The following is a 16971-nucleotide window of genomic DNA, read 5'->3' as shown; positions in this document are numbered from 1 at the left end:
AGAATCTCCTTCTCTTAGTTTATTTCATTTTTTATCAAAAATCCTCGTCTATTTTACCAACTGAATCGAGAAACTCATTTTGCTTTAACAATTCATCCTGTCCGGCCAACAATCCCTTTATGTCATTAACCGCTGTATCAGGACTGTATGTTAGAAGCTCTGCCAGTTGAATCAATTTTGAGGCAACTGTTTCGATTAGCCCAGATTTGATGCTATTGACATTGTAACAAAAGTCAATTGTTATTTCAACCCCGATGTAGATAACCAGACTCAGACTGTAGTTAGTCAACTCATATGTCTTGATGTCATCTATATTTAGGCTGCAACCAGTTGTTTTGCAGATTTCTGTTAACTGCCCGCTTAGCGGATAGTTTTCAAATACTAAAACATGGTCAAAGAGTCCTTGTTTGAAATTAGTTACACTCTGAATGTCTGCTAATGACAAATAGTGATGAGCTTTCCCGTTTATAAAATCATGTTGTACGTTTTTAGCAAGCTCTCTGAAAGTTACACTATCATTTAGTACAGCTCTTACCGGTATTGTGTTTATAAATAAACCAACCATTTTATCTGAGTCAGGCACTTCTACCGGACGTCCTGACACTGTAAGGCCAAACACCACGTCGTCCTGGCCAGTGTGTTTACTAAGCAGCACTGACCACAGTGCCTGAAATGCAGCACTAATGGTTACACCGGTTTTCTTTGCAAAGGTATCCAAACGTAACGTTAACTCCTCACTTAAATTAAAACTGGCTACTGATACGCCGCTGTTTTGAGCAATTGCCGTGCTAAAAAAAGCCGCCCGCTCATAGCCTTCTAAGTAGCCTCTCCAATAATTAATCATGATATTGGTATCAAGCGTTTTCAGCCATTTAATGTAATCTCCGTAGCTGGGGACCGGCTTTACATCAGGCTTGTGCCCATTAGTAAATGCGCTATAGGCTTTAAATAAATCAGTTATAATGAGTCCAAGGCACCAGCCGTCTATTATAATATGATGATGGCTCCACACTACGTCAAACACGTTATCGCTGCGCTTTACGATATAAATCCTCATCAAAGGATCACGTGTAAGGTCAAATCCTCTCTCTATGTCACGTACTCTGTAGCTATCTATAAATCCGTCGTGTCCATTTCCCGACATATTCACATACTGGCACTCCATTTGTCTTTGGTGGGGTATCACCTGAAGGGGCTCTGCTTTGTCTGAGTAAATAAACATTGCTCTTAAGATGTCGTGTCTTTCAAAGACATTCTCCCAGCTTTTCATAAAAGCTTCGACATCGAGCGCTCCGTTAACTGTAAATGTAACCTGTTCGAAATAGGCCGATGAGCTCTTATCGTACATCCTGTGAAACAACATTCCCTCCTGCATAGGCGAGAGGTTGTAGATGTCCTTAATATCTTTGGCACTTAGTCCGAGCTGTCTGAAAATGTCCTCCAATCCCTTACTCTGTGCACTTAAATGCGTTGTCAGTGCAATTATGTTATTTTTGAAAGCCTCAGCCAGTGCTGAGACAATTTCAGTGCTATAAGCACCGTTGCAATAGGATATTGAGCCGTGAAACACGTTATTTACAACAAATCCCTCCACAGACAGAGCGTTAACGTTTCTGAGGTTATGGTTTATGGTGTTTTCAACCGGAATTTCGGAAAACTCAAAGACTCCTCCCCCTTGTACTCCATCAAAGGAACCAAGATAGTTAAAGGCAAGCTGAGGAGGCTGGAATAAGCTTAAGTCCTCTACCTCTGAAATATATTCCAGTATCCCATAACCAATACCGTTTTGCGGAACACTCCTTAGTGTTTCCTTTATTTGTTTAACAGTGTCATCAAGACTATTGCCATCCGGTAATTGTAATATGACAGGATACACTGAGGTAAACCATCCCACGGTTCGGGAGATGTTAATCCCTTCAATTATCTCCTCTCTGCCGTGTCCTTCAAGCTCAACCGCGATGGACTTTACTCCATAAGTTTCAGAGACCGCCAATACAAGTGCCGCAAGAAGTATATCCCTCGTTTCCGTGTTATTAGTTACAATTAGCCTTGTAATCTCTGTATCAAGCATAAAATTAAGCGTTTCAAATGTTCCATAAGTTCTATAGTTAAAATTGGTATTTATCGGTTCCGTGGCGGTTTCGCACACAGAGAGCCAGTAACCGGCCTCCTTTAACAATTGGGGTGATGCGGCATATTCAGTAACTGCTTCCGCCCATGCCTTAAAAGATTCTGTCTTAGGTGGAAAGGCGACGGGTTTTCTTTCAATGATTGATGTGTATGACAATGAGAGATCCTCTATAAGGATTCGCCATGAAACGCCATCCACTATTAAATGGTGTATGACAATTAACAGGTAATCGCTCATCTGTCCTTTGTAAATTATAGCCTTAAGCAGCGTCCCACTTTTAATGTCAATGGTGGGGGGCACTGCGGCACAAAGCTTTGCAATATCGGCATCATTTTCTACAACAACTGTCTCAACGGAAATGTTATCTATATCGGGAGAACACTCCTGAATTACACCATCAGCGGAAAAAGTATATTTCATTCTGAGTGCGTCATGATGTTCCATAAGTTTCTTAAATGCCTCAGTAAGTATTTCTTTATCAACCCTGCCAGCGCTGTTAAGCAAGACGCCCTGTGTGTAATGGGATGAGGTTACAATAGCTTCAGGTCTGTCAAAAAACCACATCTGTATGGCAGTAAGCGGCACCTTACCGCTTACAATCCCTTGTTCTGAAAGAGTTGCTCCGGTAATTTTCCTTGCCATTTCGGTTAGCACAGGATTTTCAAAAACGTCTCGTACCGAGACAGACAGACCCTCGGTGTTAAGAGCGGAAATCAGTTGTATAGCCTTGATGGAATCCCCGCCAAGAGCAAAAAAATCATCGTTTACGCTTACTGTTTTTCTATCCAGTATTGTCTTGAGGACTCTTACGAGAATTTTTTCAGTCTCAGTGGATGGTTCCGTTAAATTGCTATTTGTAACCTCTTCGTCAGTTTTAAGTGGATCGGGAAGAGCCTTCTTATCAACTTTGTTGTTAGGGGAAAGCGGGAATTTATCTACAAACACTATGTAAGCAGGGAGCATATAATCAGGCAGGCGTTTCCCCATATATACCCTCAGCTCTGATGCCGAAAGACTGTCTTGTTTTATTATATAAGCAATAAGCTCCGGGGTCTCACTTAAAAATTTCCGTGCTATAACCACCACGGCTTTTACCATAGGGTGTGATGAAATGGCATATTCCACCTCGCTTAGCTCCACCCTGTAGCCTCTTACTTTTAGCTGGTCGTCTTTTCTGCCCGTACACTCAATGTTACCATCGGGCAGCCACCGCCCCATATCGCCGCTTCTATAGAGCCGTTGGTCTCCTGCTGCAGCTATAGTTATGAATTTTTCAGCCGTCATCTCAGGCTTGTTCTTATATCCGCGTGCTAGACACCTGCCGCCAATGCAAAGCTCCCCTTCAATGCCAATTGGAACCAGATTAAGCGATTCATCAACGATAAATATGCACGTGTTTGAAATTGGAGTGCCGATTGGAATATGGGCATCATAGGAGCGTTCCATATCCAGCCTGTAGTACGTTACGGCAACTGTGGTCTCAGTTGGGCCGTAGGAGTTAAAAAACACCTTGTTTTTGCCATAAAACAGGGCGTCGCTGACAACTGCCGGAGCACCGCATGAGGCAATGGCACGTACCGTCTTCATTTCAGGCTTGTTTAAGCTATTTAGGTAAACCGGAGGAAGCGCTAAAAATGTGACGCCCATATCCTCTGTGTATTTTATAAAACTTGCTGTGTTAAAAATTGTTTCTTTATCTATAAGCACAACAGCGGCTCCGGCAAAGATGGAAAGAAATATTTCAAAAAGTGATGTATCAGATGACATCGAGGAAAACTGGAGCATTCTGTCAGAGGCGTTGATTTCAAAGAAATCTATATGGGCAAGTGCCATATTTACAAGGGTTTCTTGTTCTATCATAACGCCTTTTGGCCGCCCCGTGGTGCCTGATGTGTATATGACATAGGCAAGGCTGGCTGGTGTTATAGTTCTTTCCGGATTTTTTAAATCATCACAGACAATGTGTTTTATATTTATAACATTAAGGTTATCATTTTCTATATTTTCCAAATGTGTAAGCATGACACGGCAGCCACTGTCCTCTATCATGTAGGCAATTCTGTCCTCAGGGTATGCAGGGTCAATGGGAAGAAAAGCGGCTCCTGCCTTAAGTATTCCAAGCATAGCGATAACTGTCCACTCTGAGCGGTCAGCCATTATGGCAATCAGTTCCTCTTTATTTAGCGTTATATGCGTTTTCAAGTAATTGGCAACCCGGTTAGAGTCTTCATTTAGTGTGCTATATGTATATGTTACGTTATTAAATGCAATTGCAATATTTTCTGGAGTTTTTTCAACCTGTTTTTCAAATAAATCCGCTATCGTCAAATGTAGTGGAAAGTCTTTGGCTGTGCTGTTGAAATCTAATGTCAGCCGCCTCTTTTCCTCATCTGAAAGTATGTCTATATCATGGATGGCAATCCCTGGATTAGTTAATATGGAATTAAGGATGTTTTCATAAAAATTTAGAAATCTCTCTATTGTTTCTACTTTAAAAAGTGCCGTATTAAACTCCATAGACATGTTTAATGTGCCATCAAGCTCTAAAAATTCGTGCGTAAGGTCAAACATAGACTTATCTACAGAAAAATCATATTTTGTAAAAATCAAATCCCCTGATACGAAAGTCTTTGTGTCAACCTTTTCGTAAACAAACATGGTATCAAACAGGGGGTTCTTACTCATATCGCGCTTAAGATGTAGTTTATCTACAAGTATCTCAAACGGGAAACTCTGGCAATCCAGCGCCTCAAGCACAGTTTCCTGTATTTCACTGACAAAGCCGGCAAAAGATTTATCCGCTGCTGGTTTTGTCCTTAGAGCAAGTGTACTAACAAACATTCCGATTACGTCTGTCAGGTCCTCGTGGTTCCTGCCGTCAAAGTTTGTGCCCACAATCATGTCACTCTGTCCGGTTAGTTTATGTAGTAGTACGCTGTGGGCGGAAAATAGCAAAGAGTAAAGCGATGCGCCGCATCTGGCAGAATACTCTTTTAGAGCATTGGTTCTTTTTTCATCTATAGTTACAAAAAGCCTTTTACCATTAAAGGAGCGCATCTTTGGCCGCTGAAAGTCAGTGGGAAGATTCAGTACCGGAGTGTTTTCAGAAAGCATATCAAGCCAGAATTTCTCATGTAACTGGAACTCCTCTGACCTGACATATTCTGCCTCCCATGCAGTATAATCACGATACTGCTTTTTAAGCTGATAGAGCTCCTCCCCCCGGTATAACTTAATAAGCTCTCCAACCAGTATGTCGGCTGATATGCCGTCAAAGACAATGTGATGGGCATCAATTATGCACAAATGGCGATGTTTTTTGCCTTCAATTTCAGCTATACATACTCTTATTAAAGGCGCTTTGCTTAGATCAAAATCCCTTATGAAATCCCTTACGAATCTGTCTGCTGCATCCTCTTTTATGGTTGCGTAGTAAACGGCAAACTCTAAGCTTTCAGCTATAAGGTTTCGAACCTCTCCGCTTTCAAACACGAAACTGCTCCTGAGGCTTTCGTGTCTTTGTATAAGTTCATTAAAAAGACCTCCAAATCGTTTCATATCAAGTACGCCATCTATGAAAAACACAACCGGCACGTGATAACTAAGCTGTCCCCCTTCAAATTGGCTTAAAGCATATAGGCGCTTTTGTGCACTGGATACCGGTAAAGAAACCGTGGTTGGTACACTAATGTGAGCTTTGTGTTTAACGCTGTCAGACTGCACAAACCCGCCCTCTTTCATTTCCTCTATGCTGTCTTTTACGGCATCCTCAAAGAATTTAATATCGTCATCGCTGTGGGCTGTGGAAAGGAAACATGCCCTGCCCTCCCACACATAAATTCCCCTGTCAAGCAGATGATAATTAAGCAGTTCATCGTCCCCCTTAAGCACAAATCGGAACAGGGATGCAAAGTTAACCATATGGATAGTTGAAACTCCCTCTTTGGCAAGGTATTCGTTCATCCGTTTGGAAAGATTATCGGTTCGCTGGTTGAGTTCACTCTGGAGGGTTGGGCCGGTATTTTTAAGATACTGCAAAACTGCCTTTGCCCCTGCCATAGCAAGCGGATGATGGTTAAATGTGCCAGCTATCAATGTGTTTTCTCTCTGAGGATATGAGGCGTCATCAAATGACCACCAGCCGCCGTCAACCGCATCAAGGTAATGTGCCTTGCCTGCAACAACACCGATCGGCAGCCCACCTCCGATTACCTTACCGTAGGTCACAATATCCGCTTTCACTCCAAACAATGCCTGAGCGCCGCCGGGATGAGTTCTAAATCCGGTTATCATCTCATCAAATATCAAAGCGCAACCAACGTCCTGAGTCAACTCCCTCAGCGCCTTAAGAAACTGCGCAGGCTGTAAGTCCGGTCTCCGGCTCTGCACCGGTTCCACCATAACGGCGGCTATCTCTTTGCCGTGGTGCTCTATAAATTCCAAAGATGACGGTTCACCATAATCTAAAACATAAACATCGTTGACCATTCCCTGAGGGGTTCCGGGAGAAAGTGGAACGGTTCGGAGTATGTCTCCCTCAAAATAGCCTGTAGCCAAAACTCCGTCGCTGTGGCCGTGGTAGGAGCCTGAAAACACGACAAGTTTATCTCTCCCGGTAACAGTACGGGCAATACGGACTGCTGCCATAACGGCCTCAGTACCGGTATTAAAAAATGCTACACGCTCTACATTTGCCATCTCACATATTAACTGGGCATTCTCTGCGGCCAATTGCGACATAGGACCTATGGGAAATCCATTTAAAAATTCCTTTTCCAACTCACCCCGTACAAAAGGCGGATTGTGGCCAAACAGATACACGCCAAATCCCATAGATATATCCAAATACTGCCTGTCGTCCATGTCCCATATCTTTGAACCCTCGGCGCGCTTTGCTACTATCTGATAGATAATATCTTTCCACTCCATACGGAACCCGGAAATGTTTCTGATGTTGGCAAATACGCTACGATATTTTTGGGTATGTGTTTGTGAGGCGGCGGTTTTTTTTATGTAACGTTTTATAAGGTTATTTAAATGAGCTTGTTTCCTATTATCAAGACTCAGCGCCTCCCTGTCCATAATCTTACGATAAACGGTAAAGGTCTGTTTTACTGGTTTTTGCTGTGGTATGCTCTTTATAGCGTCATTGACAGGTGGTGGTACAACCTCCTGAGGCAAGTGCTTTTTTATATAATCAAGAAGTCTGTTAACAGTGCTTGTTTCCTTATAAAAACTGGACATCTTTATATCCACGCCGTGTGAGCGTCTGATAGAATCCCTTATCCGCGCTATCATAAGCGATACCAGGCCGAGAGTGAACAGGTTTTTATCATAATCGTGTACGGATATATCTATGCCTGAGATTTTTCTTATCAAAGTTAAGATTTCGTTATTAAGATTTTCCCGCTGAGGTGTCGTCTCAGATACATCGATCTGAGCGCATTCTTGTGCTATGTCAACTGGTACAACCTTTGCCAGCTGAGTTTGATATTGATAGACAGGAGCTATCCAAAGATGCTTACGCTCATATGGATATGTGGGGAGCGCTACTTTTTTTCTCCCTGTAAGGTGTGAACCCATTACACCTTTCCAGTCAATTTCCACTCCGGCTACAAAGAGTTCGGAAAGTCCCTTCAATATCTGCTGCCAGTCGTTAGTGTTTTCATAGCGCATCGGGCGCATATTAAACATCGAGTTGTTTACCCCAAGCGAAAACACCCAAAGTGCCTCATTGTCAGGCAGGCATTGGATTCCAAGACTCATAAGAGTTGTAGTTGCTCCAACCTCTATAAAAACATTATATCCCCACCTGTCCAAATTCACAACAGAGTCGTAAAACCGGACACTCTCTCTGAGATGTCTGACCCAAAACTCAGGCGTTGCTATCTCCTCAGTTGCAAACCTTCCGTCAGCGTTTGATACTACCGGAATTTTTGCTTGCGAATATGTAACTTTTTTAGCAGCTTCAAGGAAATCCTTTAAAACTGGTTCCATAAGCACGCTGTGAATAGCGTGTGATATTTTGAGCTCTCTGGCAGGAATATCCATATCTATAAAGTGAGCAATTACCGCTGATACGGCCTGCCTTTCACCTGAGATTACAACGTTTTCAGGGCCGTTTACTGTTGCCAAAGACACAGTTTCAGAATACTTTTCTATTACAGAGCTAACTGTTCTCTCATCAGAGAGTACCACCGCCATAGAGCCGCTTTCCGTTAAACTCTGTATGAGCCGTCCTCTTTCACAGACAAGAGTGATTGCATCATTTAGAGAAAACACACCGGCAACACATGCAGCTGCATACTGCCCTATACTGTGTCCCATTACAGCTTGTGGTTTTATCCCCCACGAAAGCCACAACATGGCAAGGGCATACTCCACTGAGAATATGGCAGGCTGAGTGTAGATGGTTTCGTTAATCAGCCCTGTGTCCTCTTTATCATAAATGATTTCTAAGATTGATTTCCCTGTTATTGGTTTTGCAAAAGCCTCGCAGGCATCCATTGCATTACGGAAAACCTCGGAGCTACGGTACAGGTCTTTTCCCATGTCACGGTATTGGGAGCCTTGTCCGGCAAACATAAACACTATCTTTTTAGGCGAGTGTGTAATCTCACCGCTTACACAGCCGTCTCCATAGTCGGCTACATTTCGATAGTTTTCCAGTTTTTCACACATTTCATTTTTGGTTTTCCCTGTTACACTTAGGCGGTATGGCAATTGTGCCCGCCCTGTGGCAGCGCTGTAGCATATGTCGGCTAAGGAGACATCCTCTGTTATATCAATTAAATAATCATGGTATCGTTTAGCAAGGGTTTTTAAAGACTGCTGAGTTTTTGCAGAAATATTAAGTAATTGGTAATCTGCAATTTCACTCACTGAAGCATTCTCTGTTACCGGCAGCTCTCCCGCTATGAGATGAACATTTGTGCCGCTAAAGCCGTATGAACTGACTGCGGCAATGCGTGAACCGGTATCCCATTTAACAGGTGAAGTATTTATTTTTACATTATCCCATTGAATGTGAGGATTGGGTTTTTCAAAATTAGCCAATGGCGGAATGACGCCTTTTTCAAGCATAAGCGCTGTTTTTATAAACCCTGCAACACCTGCGGCACCCTCAAGATGCCCGATGTTTGCCTTAACTGTACCGACACTCAGAGCGTTGCCGTTACTGCGCCCGCCTCGATAGACATTGGTAATGGATTGTATCTCAATACTGTCGCCTAAAGGAGTAGCAGAGCCATGAGCCTCAATGTACCCAACATCGGAGGGTTCTATGGCTGACTTTTCAAGAGCCTTACGCATCACCTTTTCCTGCGCTAGACCGTTTGGAGCCGTTAGGCCATTGCTGCGGCCATCCTGATTGATAGCACTGCCCTTTATGACTGCTATCACTCTGTCGCCGTTTGCTAAAGCATCAGAGAGCCGCTTTAGCACGACAATTCCGCATCCCTCACCCTTAGACATCCCGTCAGCCTTTGCGTCAAAACTCCGGCATCTGCCATCCGGGGAGAGGATTTTAATCCTGCAAAAACCGATAAACCCCTCCGGAGTGAGATTAAGATGCACCCCTCCGGCAAGCGCCATATCAGACTCCCCTGTTTTTAAACTCTGGCAAGCCATATGGATGGCAACAAGCGAGGACGAACAGGCCGTGTCTATGGCAACACTTGGCCCCTCAAAACCGTATGCGTAGGATATACGCCCGGTAGCGGTGCTTGCTGCAATGCCTGTTATGGAGTAAGAATCTATTTTTGAAAGGTCTCCACATCTTAGTTGTGCCGAGGCATAGTCATTATTTACCATACCAATGAAAACACCGGTAAGACTTCCCACAAGGCTTTCCGGATTTGTAACGGAGTTTTCCAGTGCCTCACGAGTTACCTCAAGAAGCATCCGCTGCTGCGGATCCATACTTTTGGCCTCATCCGGAGATATCTGAAAAAACCCGTTATCAAAGCCGCTAACCGGTTCACTCAGAAATCCCCCTCGCTTTGTGTAAGATTTACCGGCGGCATCAGGGTCAGGATTGTAGAAGTCATCAGTTGGCCATCTGTCTTTTGGCACCTCAGAGGTTACGTCCAGTCCTTTTTCCAAAATCTGCCAGAACTTTTCAGGACTATCCGCTCCGCCTGGAAAACGGCATCCTATTCCAATTACCGCTATCGGCTCTTCAAACTTTGCCGTCTTAAGTTGCAAAGTTTTATACGCTTTGTAGAGATTCTTTAGTGTGTCTTTTTGATCGGTACTCATTGAGAAAAGTCTCCTGTTACAAAGATTTTGGAAATCTTAGTTTGACAAAGTCCGGGTATGGAGGAATGTCGGCAAGGGAATTGTCCTCCATAATAATCACCTGTCCGTCTCTGTTTATATCGTTAAATCCTGAAAATTTATAAGTAACATACATCATCCGGTTTCTGTCATTTTGTATCATCTCAGCAAGCAGCCTTACCCCACGCTTGCGTGCTTCATTTCTCAGGTAGTTTATGACTATGGCGCCTACCCCGCGGGACATTACCCGGCATGACATCAGAAGGAGTTTTATAATCCATGCCGATTCTTTTACCTCAATAAGCACAAGACCAATTTTCCCGTAACTGCCGTAGCGGTCACTAAGGGAGGCAATAAGAAGCAGATGCCCGCTTGATTTTATAAAGCCATCCAACTCATCATAGCTATAAGTGTAACCTGTGGTGTTTAGCTGATTAGTTCTTACGGTAAGCTCCTCTGCTCTTTTAAGATCGTCAGTTGAGGCAAGAGAAATATCAAAGACCATACCAAGGGTACTTAGAAATTCCTCTTTTGGGCCATCGTAAGACTCCTCATCCTTGTTTCGGTTCATATCAGCCATATACATCAAGCGGCGGTTTTTAGAGTCCTCCGTTATAAAGACCGGATTCATCTCCTCCATCTCCGCAACACGGTCAAGTGAGGTGGCGTGTATGCACAGAACCTCAGGCAGGGAAAAAGACACCTCGTCAAGCTCAAACTCCTGATCGTCTATGAAAGCAAGCGTATCGGCACCTATGTTGATTAGTTCTGCGATTTTTTTAATTGACTCTGATTTAGCGCCCCAGTTTATCTGCGGATACAGGAAAAACTCCTCTAACCCAAACTCACGGAGTTTTGACATAGCCGCGCTGTAATCATTTTTGCTCGCAATGGACTGGAGAATTCCACGGCTGTCGAGGGTTTTTATGGTTTCAACGACATTTTCCCTTAATGTTACCCTGTCGCCCTCAATAAGAGTTCCACTCCACAGCGTGTTATCAAGGTCCCATACGAGACATTTTGTTTTTTTAGTTTTTTTTACTTCTTTCACATTGTTGCCCTTTCAAATATCCCAAAGTTAAGCGCTTGCTTAAAGAAAATGCTATAAATATTCCTGATACCCGTATCTTGCTATTATTATCTGCTGCATCTGTGAGCTACCCTCGATTATCTCCATTACTTTTGCATCTCTGAGGTATCTTGCAACCGGATAGTCGCTGCTTATACCGTTAGCGCCGTGAATTTGCACAGCATCGAGGGCGGTCTTTACAACCATAGTAGAGGCAAAGTATTTGGCGATTGCGGTTTCCATGATGGTTCTGTGATCCCCGGCGTCTTTTAAATGCCCGGCATTAAGACATAGAAGGCGCGCAGCAGTGACAGAGGCTATCATATCGGTAATCATATGCTGAATCAACTGGTGCTTGCGTAAATACGTGCCAAATTGCACTCTCTGAGCAGTATATTTAAGGCTTGCCTCAAGACAGGCCCTGCCAAGTCCCACACAACCCCAACCAACAGTATATCTGCCATAATCAAGAGCATGGGTGGCAACATGTGTGACGCCAAAACCGATTCGTCCAACCATGTTTTCCTCCGTGATAAGGCAGTTATCCATCGTAAGCTCTGCCATCATAGCGGCCCTAAACCCAAATGTATCTGTAATAGGTGTGACGGTAAAACCCGGCGTGCCCTTTTCAAGCAGAAACGCAGTTGGTTTGTCCTCACACTGAGCGATAATCATAAATAAGTCAGCTCTTTGGCCAAAAGAAGTCCACTTCTTTTTTCCAGTTAAGACAAACCCATTGTCTTTTTTAACGGCAACGGTTTCTACACTTTTAGCATCACTGCCCACGTTAGGCTCTGTGAGGGCAAAGGCGCCGATAATCTCTCCTGAGGCAAGTTTTCTTAACCACCGCTCCTTAAGAACACTACTGCCCCATCGCATAATTGCCTGTATAACCATCCCATGCACTGTAAGAAGACTCAAAAGAGAGGCGCTGCCGCAACACATCTCCTCACACAACAGCCCATAGGTAATCATATCGGCTGCCATGCCGCCGTACTCCTTAGGCACAATTAATCCAAAAAAACCCTTTTGGGCTATCAGCGCTATAAGCTCTTCGGGTATTTTCTGCTCTCTGTCAAATGTATCAGCATAGGGCGCTACGTGCTCATTTACAAATGCCTTAAATTCCCCCTGTGCTTGTTCTTGCTCTTGTGTTAACTCCATGTTTACCTCAGTGTCTAATTGCTTCTCTTAACAACCCAGTTTTCTTGTGACAAGGCTTGAAATTGAATCTATCGCATTAAAGTTCTTTATATCAAGGTCTTTGTCTTCAACCTTCACTTTGAATTCCTTCTCAACAAACATCACAAGCTGCATGGCAAAGAGAGAATTTATTAGTTTTGATGCAAAGTAGTCTTCATCATCTTTAAGATCAGGCTTTTTAATATACTTTAAAAGGAAAGCTCTGACTTTTGTCTTTATCTCCTCAGGAGTCATTCAGATATCCACCCCTCATGGTTTATTTTAAATGCGGTGATAACGCTAAATGTCGTCATAGGAGTAGAATCCTTTGCCGTTTTTCATGCCATAGAGACCGGCATCCACCATTTTTTTAAGTAGCGGGCATGGTCTGAACTTACTGTCGTTAAAACTCTCATATAGAACGTCAATAGAGTACAAGATAGTGTCCAGTCCGATTAAATCAGCCGTCTCAAGGGGACCCATCTGGTGGCCAAAGCAGGTCTTAAATATCCTGTCCACGTCCTCCGGTTTTGCCACGTTTTCATAAACTAAATAAATCGCCTCATTTATGGTAAGCATAAGCACCCGGTTTGAGACAAAACCCGGCGAGTCATTAACCACAATGCTTTCTTTGCCCATAGAGGACAGGAGGTCTTTAGTAGTATTAAGAGTCGCCTCAGATGTGTGATACCCCATTATGACTTCAACCGCAGACTTAAGCGGCACAGGGTTCATAAAATGAATGCCGATAACTTTGTCCGGCCTCTTTGTAAGGGAGGCAATACGCGTTATTGGAATTGCCGATGTATTGGCAGCAAAAATACAGTAGTCTGCTGCCAGATTATCTATTTTTTGATAGACTTCCTTTTTGATGTCCCATTTTTCAGTTACGTTTTCTATTATATAATCGGCACTGCTGAGCAGACTGTAATCGGTGGATGGTGTAATGTTATTTAAAACCGCGGTGGATTCTAAAACATTGGCCGAGGCAGGTTTAAACATGCTTTGGAAGCGAAGATCCTGCCTGATCTTATCTACGGCTTTTTCCAGTGTTACGGGATCAAGGTCAATTAAAACAACCCTTTTCCCCGTTTGTGCGGCATTTTGGGCTACACCGACGCCCATCACTCCTGCGCCGATAACTCCTATCGTATTTATGTCCAATGTATTTGCCAACTTTTACACAACCCCCGAATCGTTTAAAAATATACAACTCTAACACTTATTGTTGTATTGATTGATCATATTTTTGGACTTCCACACGGCATCTGAAGTCATAAATAACCCGTCTTAGGTTCCATTTTACATTACATCAGAAAAGTTTGTCAAGTATTTTTTACTAACCTTGCGTTTTAACGCTGTAGAGTACGCGTTTGAAAAGCCATGGCCCTCAACACATGCTTGTTAGATTCCCTAAATTATTGCTATCATATGAATATCTAATATCAAAAACAATGAATAAATTCGTAATAAAAGCAAAGTCAGGGAAAACAATCAGGACAACTTATAGTCATAAGATTAAAGAAGGAGAAAGTATATGGACAAAATAACCATAACATATGATAAAGTTGGGAATACACTGGATGTTTGGTTTAGCGAACCAAAACCATGTATTAACGAGGAAATTGGAGGGGGCATTATAGTAAAGAAAGATGTAAGTGGTGATATCATTGGTTTTGAGAAGTTAAATTACCTAAAGAAAGAAAACCCCCACGAGATACACTCAATACCACTTGAAGTGTCGATAATCTGAAGTTTTTTATATCGGCCTGAAGTGTGTTATCCTTATCATCTTGGTGTGGCATCTGGAAGGCCGCCGTCAACGGGAATAGTGGCGCCGGTTGTAGGTGTCTGTCTTGTTACAAAAAACAGCACAGCTTTTGAGACATGTTCACCGGTAACGGGTGATTTCAGCAGGTTTCGGCTTTGATAGTATTGCTCAAGTCCTTTTTCATCAAGTCCGCGTGCTTTCATTCTCTCAGGGCCAATTTCCTCCCAAAGACCGGAGCGCTTTGTACCACCTGAAAACACAGCATCCGGCGATACCATGTTTACTCTAACTCCGAGTGGAGCTAGCTCAAGTGAAGCAACACGCGCTATTTGATGCGCAGCCGCTTTTGTTGCACTATATGCCCCGAAACTGGCACTCGGTGAAAACACATTTTTAGTTGACACCAACACAATGTCTCCTCCGGTTGCCTGCCGCTTAAAAAGCCTTGCAGCCTCCGATATTACCGTTAACGTGCCATCTACATTAACTCGTTCAAGCCGTTTAAAACCCTCAAGCGGCATATCCATAAGTGTTGAGACCATGGCAATGCCCGCATTTGGGATTAAAATATCCACGCCGCCCCAAAGTTCCGTGACCTTAGCAAAACACTGAGATACCGACTCCGCATCCGTAACATCCATAGGGATTGCTGCCACGCGCTCTCCAAACTCATCGCGTAACTTTTCATACATGGAGTTGAGATTGTCTCCGGGCAGATCAGTTAAGGCTACACATGAGCCGTCCCGCAAAAGCCCCTTGCTGACAGCACCCCCAATAGCTCCCGCTGCTCCTGTTACGACCGATACACTGCCGGTTAGCGAATACATCCATTTTTCGATATTTAGTTTATTTTGTTGATAAAGTCTGTACTCCATCTTAAAAATGTCATCCTCTTGTATCCCTTTAAACTCTGATGTTAAGGCAATGTCAAGTTTCACCCTGATATTTTGAAGGGTTATATCATGCGCAATGACCACCGATTTCATGTCACTGCCTGAGCATATTATTCCAATACACGGAATCGCTATCACCTTAGGCAACGAATCAAAATGAGTTATTGCTGATGTGTCAAGGCTGTGTCTTTTAAGGTAATTTTCATATTGTTCCTTGTAGGCTGATAATGCACCTGAGAGAGCTTCTATTATAGCGGCATCGTCATCAATGGGGATAGTGTCAATCCAAAGCGGAAAAGCCTTCGTACGAATAAGATAATCAGAGGTAACAGGAGGGGTCATAAGAATATCACGGGCTTTTTCAGAATTTATAAATCCAAGCGTTACGTCATCTATCAACGGTTTTAAGATTACCTTATTAAACGGATTATCTGTATCACCGGTTTTTTCAGAGAGTAACCCTCTGAGGATTGGTGCAATTTTAACGTACCGTGCCTTTGCCTCATCAACTTCATTCTGAAGGGCATTAACAAAATGCTTTCGTTTTAGATTTTCCTTAGCGGCTTCAATATGTTTTTCAGCCTCTGTAACGAAATCAATCATAGCAGTATATGAGTCTTTGGCCGTGTCTCCCCATGTGAATATTCCGTGATGCATAAGAATCAGGGTTTTTATATTAGGATTGCTCCTGTAAAACGAGGCAGCCGCTTTTGCCAGTTGAAACCCTGGTGTATAATAATCTAAAATTGCCGCCTCATCTCCAAAAATCCTTTTGAATACCTCTTTTCCGTCTGTAGAGTTACCGATAGCCAGAACTGCCTCAGAATGGGTATGGTCAACGTACTTAAAGGGTAAAAAGGCATGAAGGAGTGTCTCAAGTGATGGCGTGGATGCGCTGTGGTCAAACAGATGGGTGCGAAACTCATTAATCATCGTTTCGTCATCCAAATCATCAAGTTCAAGCAGCCGCATGAGATAGTCAAGCTCAAGCGCTACGTGTCCATCCGGTTTAATCCTGTCCATGTTGTATCCGGATGCCTTAACGAAGAGAGCATTGAGCGGTTGCCCAAATACATTAATATGTTGAGACTTTACGGATGTATTTCCGCCCCCATGAAGGACAAGGGATTTCTCTTTACCGAGCAGTTGTGATGTATAGGTTCTTAGGGCAAGGTCTTCTCCATATCTTTCGCCATAGAGTTTTATGAACTCGGCTGCATAATCGTCTGACCATTTGTTTTGCAATGTCTCAGCTCCCCACAATGAATTTTGAGCAAACTGAGTATTCTCTTACAATCGTAGTCTCTATAGTCAATTTAAGTCCTCGAAAATGTCTTTAATATTGACTTCAAGCCCCTCGATAACCTTAGACGTAACCACGCCCTCAATCTCTGCGATGGAGTGTGTTTTATATTTATCGTTGTCAAGGGTTAAAATCTCAATGGTATTAAACTCCGGTACGACTATCCAATACTCCGGCACTTTGTATTTTTCATAGAGACCCCTTTTGACTACCATATCCATTTTGTGGGAGCCCACCCAATTGCAGGCAAAGACCAATCCGGCATGAAAGCATCCTCCGGCAAGCTGTATAAAAATGCCCTCTGCATTGTAACTCCTACAGATAAAACAGACCTCACTGCCCTTG

At 43.2% G+C, this 16971-nt stretch carries 9 protein-coding genes; 2 read left to right on the top strand and 7 right to left on the bottom strand.

What is annotated here, in order from left to right:
- Positions 1–34: 34 nt before the first annotated feature.
- Genes HQK88_10920 through HQK88_10900 form a run of 5 tightly spaced genes read right to left on the bottom strand, consistent with a single transcriptional unit; the run spans position 35 to position 13817 of the window.
- Positions 35–10390, bottom strand: coding sequence for an amino acid adenylation domain-containing protein (locus tag HQK88_10920; GenBank protein ID MBF0617312.1), 10356 nt, complete (start codon positions 10388–10390; stop codon positions 35–37).
- A gap of 16 nt (positions 10391–10406) precedes the next feature.
- Complete coding sequence (locus HQK88_10915; GenBank protein ID MBF0617311.1) at positions 10407–11459, bottom strand: HAD-IIIC family phosphatase; 1053 nt, start codon at positions 11457–11459, stop codon at positions 10407–10409.
- 51 nt (positions 11460–11510) lie between these two features.
- Positions 11511–12641: an acyl-CoA dehydrogenase family protein gene (locus tag HQK88_10910; GenBank protein MBF0617310.1), complete on the bottom strand. Its 1131-nt coding sequence runs from the start codon at positions 12639–12641 to the stop codon at positions 11511–11513.
- Between the two features lie 27 nt (positions 12642–12668).
- On the bottom strand, positions 12669–12914 hold the full coding sequence (locus tag HQK88_10905; protein MBF0617309.1) for an acyl carrier protein: 246 nt from the start codon (positions 12912–12914) through the stop codon (positions 12669–12671).
- 45 nt (positions 12915–12959) lie between these two features.
- Positions 12960–13817, bottom strand: a complete 858-nt coding sequence (locus tag HQK88_10900; GenBank protein MBF0617308.1) for a 3-hydroxyacyl-CoA dehydrogenase family protein — start codon at positions 13815–13817, stop codon at positions 12960–12962.
- 379 nt (positions 13818–14196) lie between these two features.
- Between HQK88_10900 and HQK88_10895 the strand changes: the two genes are divergently transcribed.
- A complete protein-coding gene (locus tag HQK88_10895; protein ID MBF0617307.1) occupies positions 14197–14412 on the top strand; it encodes a DUF2283 domain-containing protein in 216 nt (71 codons plus the stop codon).
- A gap of 35 nt (positions 14413–14447) precedes the next feature.
- Here HQK88_10895 and HQK88_10890 read toward each other — a convergent pair whose 3' ends face one another.
- Positions 14448–16568 carry a bifunctional aldolase/short-chain dehydrogenase gene (locus HQK88_10890; GenBank protein ID MBF0617306.1) on the bottom strand — a complete coding sequence of 707 codons (2121 nt, stop codon included), beginning with the start codon at positions 16566–16568 and terminating at the stop codon, positions 14448–14450.
- Positions 16569–16634: 66 nt separating this feature from the next.
- Positions 16635–16847: a Uma2 family endonuclease gene (locus tag HQK88_10885; GenBank protein MBF0617305.1), complete on the bottom strand. Its 213-nt coding sequence runs from the start codon at positions 16845–16847 to the stop codon at positions 16635–16637.
- Between HQK88_10885 and HQK88_10880 the strand changes: the two genes are divergently transcribed.
- Positions 16770–16971 (top strand): prephenate dehydrogenase/arogenate dehydrogenase family protein (locus HQK88_10880; GenBank protein MBF0617304.1); only part of this gene is annotated, 202 nt, incomplete at its 3' end. The two genes, HQK88_10885 and HQK88_10880, sit on opposite strands and share 78 nt — an antisense overlap.

Source organism: Nitrospirota bacterium, assembly GCA_015233895.1.
Taxonomy (GTDB): Bacteria; Nitrospirota; Thermodesulfovibrionia; order Thermodesulfovibrionales; family Magnetobacteriaceae; genus Magnetomonas.
The sequence above is the reverse complement of the archived record's forward strand: the minus strand, read 5'-3'. Positions and strand labels throughout refer to the sequence as shown.